Genomic DNA, 6,778 nt, shown 5'->3' with positions numbered 1-6,778 from the left:
ACCCTCGTACTGGACGTACTTGGGTCTGGGGCCGGTGCGGCGAGAGTGCGTGCATGGCGTCGCGCGGCAGACGGGAATTGTCAGACAGGCCCTAGGCACAGGGCTCGGCCGCGCACCCCTCATGCGGGCGCTTCCCCGGTGGTGGCGACGGCGAGGGTGAGCGCCTGGGCCACGGCCGCGGGGACGTCGGTGATCGGGAACAGTGTGTGCCGTACGGTCCGGCCGGGCCCGATGACCAGGACGAGCCGCTTGATGCGCAGGTCCTGTCCGGCCCGGAAGGTCGGCAGGCGCAGGCCCGCGGTGAGCTGGAGCCGGGCGTCGGACAGCAGCGGGAAGGGCAGGTCCTCGGCCCGCGCGAAGGCGGCCTGTTCCTCGGGCGTCTGGGTGCTCACACCGTGAACGGCGATGCCCGCGGCCTCGAACTGCGCCCAGGCGGCGCGGAATTGGCGGCTCTCCGGGGTGCAGCCCGCGCTGCCGGGAACCGGCGGCCCGGCAAGGCCGGCCGGGAGGCCGGGGACACCGGCGGCGGGATAGGCGAACAGCACCGACGGGCCGGGGGGGGCGGCGGCCACCGGGTCGTGCGAGCGGCCGTCGACTCCCGGAAGCCGCAGATCGCCGGGTACCGTCTCGCCGACGGCGGTCACCGATGCGACCGACGGCGACCCGCGCGTCCAGGGCGTGCGCCGCTTCACCGAACTCATCGCCGCACACTCGCGGTTGACCTCCACCACCCTCCAGACGGTCGGCTCGAAGGGCTACGACGGCTTCACCCTCGCCCTGGTCATCGAGTGAGCGAAGGGCCGACGGGACGGGACCGCCCGCCGGTCGGAAACGGACGACGGCCGGGGACGGGCGGCGGCCGGGGACGGGCGGCCGCCGCCGAGGACGCCGCCCCCGGCAGGACGGATCACCACCCTGCCGAGGTGTGGCGGTTCAGCTGCCGGTCAGCAGCCGTCGTACGACATACCCGGCGGAGTCCACGCCCGAGCTGCCGCCCTCGACGAGCGCCGCGACCGAGATGCGGGAGCTGTAGGCGGTCAGCCAGCCGTTGGTGTGGTCGCCCTCCTCCGCGGTGCCGGTCTTGGCGCCGACACCCACCAGCCCGCCGAGCCGCGGTGCCGCCGTTCCGCTGGTGGCCACGTTGCGCATCATCGACTGCAGATAGCCGGCCGTGCGGGCGGAGATGGGCCGGGCCGCCGTCTGCTGGTGCTGTCCCGGCAGGATGACCGGTTGCTCGAAGCCGGCACCCCGGACGGTGGCCGCCACGGACGCCATGAACAGGGGCGTGGCCGTGACCTTGCCCTGGCCGATGAACTGGGCCGCCTGATCGCCGCCCTGGGCGTCCGGCGGAATGCTCGGGTCGGTGGTGGCGACTCCCCCGCCGATGGACCAGTTGCCCATGCCGAAGACGCTCACGGCCTCGTCGTGCAGCGCGGAGGCGTCTCCGCCCTGCACCAGGTAGTGGAAACCGTCCTTGATGAAGGAGGTGTTGCAGGACACCGTGAACGCCTGGGCGAGGGAGGAGCCCTGGTTGGGCCGCACACCGGAGTCGTTGTGGAACAACTGGCTGTTGGCCGTCAGCGAGTCCTGGCACGGCGCCGGGCTGCTCGGCGTGAGGCCGGCCTTGTCGAAGAGTGCCGCCGACGTGATGATCTTCATCGTGGAGCCGGGGGACTTGATGCCGTTGATGGCGATGTCGCCGTCGTCGCCCGAGTGCGCGATCGCCAGGATGTGGCCGTTGTGCCAGTCCAGCGCCACGGTACCGGCGGGCTTCTGCTGGAGGTGAGCGTCCTGGACGGCGCGCTCGGCCACCGTCTGGAGGCCGGCGTCGATGGTCGTTCGGACGACCGCCGGGCGGCCCTTGGCGAAGACCTTCAGCGTCTTCACGCCCGCGCCGCCGGCGTCGACGACGGCCACGCCCGTGCCGGGGGTGCCGCCCGTGGGCTTCGCGTTCTTGCCGATCGTGGCCGCGATGTCCCGCAGCGAGGCGAAGCCGGACAGGTCGGTCCTGCCGTCGCTCGCGACGACCTTCGTGCCCCCCGCGCCGGCCGGCAGCTCGCCCGCGGTCAGCGACTGGCCGTCACCCAGGCCCGGGTAGAGCACCGAGTTGTTCCAGTGGACCGCCGAGTGACCGTTCGTGCTCTTCAGGACGGCCACCGCGCTCGGGTAGCTCCAGGTGCCGCCCGCGACCTGGGCGGTCACGTCGAAGGTGACCTTGGTGGCGCCCGGTGTCACCGACGAGGGACCCACCGACACGATGTGACCGAACGTCAGCTTCTTCAGGTGCAGGCCGTCGGAGTAGTCCCGCAGCGCCTGCGCGGCCGTACCCGGGACGTCGGTGTGGCCTGCCGCGCCGTCCAGGCGCAGCTGGGACCAGCTGTCCAGGAAGGCGCGGGCCCGCTTCACCGCCTCGGCGTCCGACGGGGGCGTGCTGGACAGCGCCGACGGGTCGAAAGCGCGCGCGTCCCGGGAGTCCGCGTCACCTGACGAGCCCGAGGCCAGGCTGTGCAGGATGTTGTAGGTACCGATTCCCCCCAGGGCGAGCAGCGCGGTGCAGGTACCGGCGAGGCCGATCTTCACAGCTCTGTTCATGAACAGGATCGTATGTATGTTCCATGAAAGCGTGTGCCGAGTTCCATGAAAGTGTGTGCGGATCGTCGGTAGATCGTTATCGGAACACCAAGTCCGACGCGGGCCGTCCACCTCGAACTTGCGCCGCTATGGGGCGGATACAGGATTGCGATCCCACGGAGCATGGCAGCGGGCCCCGAGGACACCCCTTAGTCGTCACCTGGCACCTGGCACCTGGCACCCCAGGATCTCCGATACCTGTCACCGCTGACTGCACCCACCCAGGCGACCTAACTGCCTTGATTCCCTGGGCGGTTCGGCCGTACTCACGACCAGAGACGGACCCCACCGGCTGCGGTACGCCTAGGCTCCCGACGTCACGGCCTTGAGTTCGGTCAGTGACTCCCGGATCAGCTGCTGCATGGGCCGTTCCTCGCCCGGCGCGATCCAGCGTTCGAAGGCGACCTTGAAGACGGCGACCCCCGCCTCGGCGGCCAGGCTCGCGGTCGGCTCCGGGACGCCGCGGCCGCGCAGGGTGGCGGCGAGCGCGGCGGCCATCGAGGCGAGTTTGATCAGCTCGCGCTCCTGGAGTTCGGCGTTCGCGGTGATCACGGCATGACGCCGGCGCGCGTGCTCACGCCGGTCGGTGAACAGCTCGGCGGCCGCGTCCAGCCCGGCGGACAGCGCGTCGAGCGGCACCGCGGCCTCCGGGGCATCGGCGACCGTCCGCACGATCAGCCCCTCCAGCTCGCCCGCGCCCGAGAAGAGCACCTCGCGCTTGTCGGCGTAGTGCCGGAAGAAGGTCCGCTCCGTGAGCCCGGCCCGCTTGGCGATCTCCGCCACCGTGGTCTGCTCGTACCCGTGCTCGGCATAGAGCTCCAGTGCGGCCTTCGCCAGGCGTCCGCGCGCGTCCGGCTCCCATCTACCCATGCCGAGATCCTACGTGATGACAGAGACTGACATCAGGTGCTAGCGTCTATGACAGTCACTGACATCGACTGTCTGGGGTCTCCCATGCGCATCTTCGTCACCGGCGCCTCCGGCTGGATCGGATCCGCCGTCGTACCCGAGCTCATCGAGGCGGGTCACCACGTCGTCGGGCTCGCCCGCTCCGACGCCTCCGCCGCCGCGCTCACCGCGGCCGGCGCGGAGGTCGTCCGCGGCACGCTCGACGACCTGGACCTGCTGCGGGACGCGGCCGCCGCGTCGGACGGGGTCATCCACCTCGCCTTCAAGCACGACATCGCCTTCGGCGGCGACTTCGACTTCAAGGGTGCCGCCGAGGCCGACCGCCGCGCCGTCGACGTCTTCGGTGCGGCGCTCGCGGGCAGCGACCGGCCCTTCGTCCTCGCCTCCGGCCTGGCCGGCCTCACACCCGGGCGGATGGCCACCGAGCGGGACATGCCCGTGCCCGACGGCTCACCGCTGACGATCCGCTCCGCCACCGCGCAGGAAGTGCTCGCCTTCGCCTCGCGCGGCATCCGTTCCTCCGTGGTGCGGCTCTCGCCGACCTGTCACGGCGAGGGAGACAACGGCTTCATGGCGACACTGGTCGCCGTGGCCCGCGAGAAGGGCCTCTCCGGCCACATCGGCGGCGGCACCAACCGCTGGCCTGCCGTCCACCGCCTCGACGCCGCGCATCTGTTCCGCCTGGCGGTCGAGCGGGCCCCGGCCGGTTCGGTGCTGCACGGGGTCGCGGAGGAGGGCGTCGCGATCCGTGACGTCGCCGAGGTGATCGGCCGACACCTCGATGTGCCGGTGGTCTCCGTGGCACCCGAGGAGGCGGCCGGGCACTTCGGCTGGCTGGCCGGATTCCTCGGCCTCGACGTCTCGGCGTCGAGCACGCTGACCCGCGAGCTCCTGGACTGGGAACCGGCCCACCCGGGTCTCCTCGAAGACCTCGACAAGGGGCACTACTTCCACGCCCCTGCCACCGGCGCCTGACGGCACGCGCCCGACCGGGGCCGGGGGCAGGGCGCGCCGGGTGCCCTGGGGCGGGAGACGGCGACCGGCACCTCGTCGGGCCCGGCGCCCCGGCCGTGCATGCAGACGGCGTGTCACATCGGCTCCGGCAGCGGCCGGACGCACGGACGGGCGGAGTCAGAGGTCGCGGGGCACAAGGCCGGCCAGCCCGGTGTCGCGCATGATGCGCTCGACCGTCTCCGGCAGGGAGCTGCCGGCGGCGATGACCGTCTCCACTCCCCCGGGCAGCAGATCGCGCTGCCGGTACCAGTCCCGCAGGTCGGCCTCGGTCACCTGGCCGGCGATCGGCTTGGTCGCATGGCGGGCGAGGGTCTCGTCGAACGGCACGTCGAGGTAGTAGCCGTGGGTCGGCCCCCGGTGGTCGGCACGCAGCCGGGCGAGCATGTCGCCGTAGCGGTCGGCGTACAGGATGCCCTCGACGACCACGTGGTAGCCGGCGTCCAGGGCATAGCGGGCCACGGTGTCGATCAGGCCGATGTTCGCCGCTCCCGGCCGGTCCCGCTCACGCAGCACGATCCGGCGGAGGTTGTCCTGTTCCACCAGGGCCAGCCCCCGGCCGAACCGGTCGCGGATGCCCGCCGCGACGGACGACTTGCCCGAGGCACTGTTGCCGCGCAGCACCACCAGGCGGGTCTGTTCGGTACCGACTCCCACCTGCCGCAGGGTACCGGCCGGCGGTCTCGGCGCGGTGTGCGGTGATCCATCCGGCCAGGCCGTCCTCGTCGCCCGCCGAGCATCCTGACCGTCGTCAACTGACGTGGATGTGGGGGAGGTTGACCGCTTGTCCGGAAGGCGGCGTCTCGGTGTGCCGGCGTTTCGGCGGGGAGGGGCGGAGCGCGTTCGTCACGCATCTGGCCTGTCTCACCGCCGGCACACCGGCACCCTCTGGCCGCGGCCGGCAGACGGTGGCGACGCCATGACCGGCACCGCTTGCCTCCGCGGCGAGCGGCCGGTCGGCCCGTAGGGTGGGGCCGTGACCGGCGAGACTGATCTGCAGACACTGCTCAGCGGCATGCGTCCGGAACTGAATCCGGGCCGCTATGTCTTCACCATGGCGGAGGGCGGCGTGCCGTCCGGTGTCACCCCCGTGGTGACGGTGGCCGAACAGGAGGGCCTGACCCTCGTCGTGCCTCGGGCCGAGGCGGACGCGGCGGGGATGGCGTACGACTACGTGGCCGGCTGGATCACCCTGCGGGTGCACTCCGCGCTGGCCGCGGTGGGGCTGACCGCCGCCGTCTCCCGCGCCCTCGCCGACGCGGAGCTGAGCTGCAACGTCGTCGCCGGCTTCCACCACGACCACCTCTTCGTGCCCTACGACCGTGCCGAGGAGGCCCTGGACATCCTGCGGCGCCTGGCCCGCGGCTCTTCCTGACCGCGAGGGCTTCGGCCGGGCGGCCGCCGAAGAGGCGGAAGCCCTCGTCGTGGTGTGCGGCCGGCCTGGTGAAGGCCGTGCGGACGCGCGATCCGGTGGGCGGCGCCCGGACACGGATGCCTCGGCGCCCGTCCCGCAGGCCCTCGGCCGGCAGGTGTTCGACCCCCGCCACGGCCGCGTCTCTCCCCTGTCCGTCGCCGACGTGCGGCGCCATCGTGTACCGCTGAGCCGCATCAACCATTCCGTGATCGTCGCGTCCGTGCCCCGTCCCTGGTTCGAGGAGGCGGTCGTCGTGCTCTTCGACGTGGTGCGCGGGACCCGTGCCGAGGAGGGGCAGGTGCTGCTCCCCGACGGGCGGGCGGTGCCCGGTGTGCGGCTGGTGGAGGGCGAACACCTGGCAGCGGGCGCGGTGTACGAGGTCGAGGCCGGCGAGGGACCGAGCCAGGAACCGGAGCGGCTGCGGATCGTCGATCGGCGGACCGGAAGCGACCCGGCGGCGCGACGGGAATACGCCCCCGGAGACGAAGGTACGGTCACGGTCGTGGAAGGCGTGCTCCACGCCGTCGCGCGCCGTGTGGGCGCCGAACTGCACGGGTCCGTGAGGACCCTTGGCCGCCGCTGGGCGTCCCTGCGGCGAGCGCAGGGCAGTGCCCGTGTCGATCTGCGGGCATGGTGGGACGCGGCCGCGGGACGGCGCTTCTCCGGCACGCCGTTCGAGGCGCGCCTGGGTCACCGGCTCGCCGAAGCCGCACTGTGGGCGGTGCCCCGGCCGCAGGGCGACAACGCAGTCCGGGCGCAGCCGCCGCACCGCACGGGACGCCTTGACCTTGCCACTGAGGGCAGGGTTTAGCG

The 6,778-nt window shown here is 72.6% G+C and carries 7 protein-coding genes; 3 read left to right on the top strand and 4 right to left on the bottom strand.

The window, feature by feature from the left end; all coding sequences use genetic code 11:
- Positions 1 to 119: 119 nt before the first annotated feature.
- From ACFYZB_RS29830 to ACFYZB_RS29820, 3 genes are all read right to left on the bottom strand, one after another.
- The gene (locus ACFYZB_RS29830) at positions 120 to 644 is read right to left on the bottom strand and encodes a peroxiredoxin (protein WP_388763904.1); all 525 of its coding nucleotides are present in this window, start codon (positions 642 to 644) and stop codon (positions 120 to 122) included.
- A gap of 289 nt (positions 645 to 933) precedes the next feature.
- Positions 934 to 2,592 (bottom strand): penicillin-binding transpeptidase domain-containing protein, encoded by a 1,659-nt coding sequence (locus ACFYZB_RS29825; protein ID WP_388763902.1) that lies wholly within the window; start codon positions 2,590 to 2,592, stop codon positions 934 to 936.
- 342 nt (positions 2,593 to 2,934) lie between these two features.
- Positions 2,935 to 3,501: a TetR/AcrR family transcriptional regulator gene (locus ACFYZB_RS29820; RefSeq protein ID WP_388763901.1), complete on the bottom strand. Its 567-nt coding sequence runs from the start codon at positions 3,499 to 3,501 to the stop codon at positions 2,935 to 2,937.
- 84 nt (positions 3,502 to 3,585) lie between these two features.
- Between ACFYZB_RS29820 and ACFYZB_RS29815 the strand changes: the two genes are divergently transcribed.
- Positions 3,586 to 4,515, top strand: coding sequence for an SDR family oxidoreductase (locus tag ACFYZB_RS29815; protein WP_388763918.1), 930 nt, complete (start codon positions 3,586 to 3,588; stop codon positions 4,513 to 4,515).
- A 156-nt stretch (positions 4,516 to 4,671) separates the two neighbouring features.
- Here the strand turns inward: ACFYZB_RS29815 and ACFYZB_RS29810 are convergent, their stop codons facing one another.
- Positions 4,672 to 5,217 carry an AAA family ATPase gene (locus ACFYZB_RS29810; protein ID WP_388763917.1) on the bottom strand — a complete coding sequence of 182 codons (546 nt, stop codon included), beginning with the start codon at positions 5,215 to 5,217 and terminating at the stop codon, positions 4,672 to 4,674.
- A 310-nt stretch (positions 5,218 to 5,527) separates the two neighbouring features.
- Here ACFYZB_RS29810 and ACFYZB_RS29805 point away from each other — a divergent pair, with 310 nt between their 5' ends.
- Positions 5,528 to 5,926: an ACT domain-containing protein gene (locus tag ACFYZB_RS29805; RefSeq protein ID WP_388763900.1), complete on the top strand. Its 399-nt coding sequence runs from the start codon at positions 5,528 to 5,530 to the stop codon at positions 5,924 to 5,926.
- Positions 5,874 to 6,776: a hypothetical protein gene (locus ACFYZB_RS29800; protein ID WP_388763898.1), complete on the top strand. Its 903-nt coding sequence runs from the start codon at positions 5,874 to 5,876 to the stop codon at positions 6,774 to 6,776. The genes ACFYZB_RS29805 and ACFYZB_RS29800 overlap by 53 nt, the downstream gene beginning before the upstream one ends.
- The last annotated feature ends 2 nt before the right edge of the window (positions 6,777 to 6,778 follow it).

It is taken from the genome of Streptomyces sp. NPDC001852, assembly GCF_042891825.1.
GTDB lineage: Bacteria > Actinomycetota > Actinomycetes > Streptomycetales > Streptomycetaceae > Streptomyces.
Note: the sequence above shows the minus strand (reverse complement) of the source record. Positions and strands in the feature narration are given on the sequence as shown.

Coding starts and splice junctions, on each gene's coding strand:
- ACFYZB_RS29820 (WP_388763901.1), bottom strand. CDS start 3,501: ATGGGTAGATGGGAGCCGGACGCGCGCGGACGCCTGGCGAAGGCCGCA.
- ACFYZB_RS29825 (WP_388763902.1), bottom strand. CDS start 2,592: ATGAACAGAGCTGTGAAGATCGGCCTCGCCGGTACCTGCACCGCGCTG.
- ACFYZB_RS29815 (WP_388763918.1), top strand. CDS start 3,586: ATGCGCATCTTCGTCACCGGCGCCTCCGGCTGGATCGGATCCGCCGTC.